This window comes from Shewanella sp. 4t3-1-2LB (genome assembly GCF_017368415.1).
Taxonomy (GTDB): domain Bacteria; phylum Pseudomonadota; class Gammaproteobacteria; order Enterobacterales; family Shewanellaceae; genus Shewanella; species Shewanella fodinae.
Map to the genome: position 1 here is coordinate 1 of NZ_JAFNJD010000199.1, position 223 is coordinate 223.

Consider the following 223-nt stretch of genomic DNA (forward strand, 5'->3'; position numbering starts at 1 on the left):
GTTAACCAAAGAAAAGCTCAGATCTAAAGTCCCCATTCCACGCCGCTTTGCGCATCTTACTCGGCTTACTCACCTTTAATGGGTGTTGCTGCAACAAGTTGAGCACAATACGGCGAAATAACGCCATTTTCTTCGCATTGTCTCTATCGCCTATCCGCGACATATCTTCTTTGAACGTGACATCCAGTACCCAATGTTGTTGATTCTCGATGTGCCAATGCTG

Annotated in this window: 1 pseudogene; it reads right to left on the reverse strand. The window is 45.7% G+C overall.

Annotated features, from left to right (window positions below):
* Nucleotide 1: 1 nt before the first annotated feature.
* Nucleotides 2-223, reverse strand: a pseudogene (locus J3L11_RS19280) (ISAs1 family transposase); the annotation flags it as partial.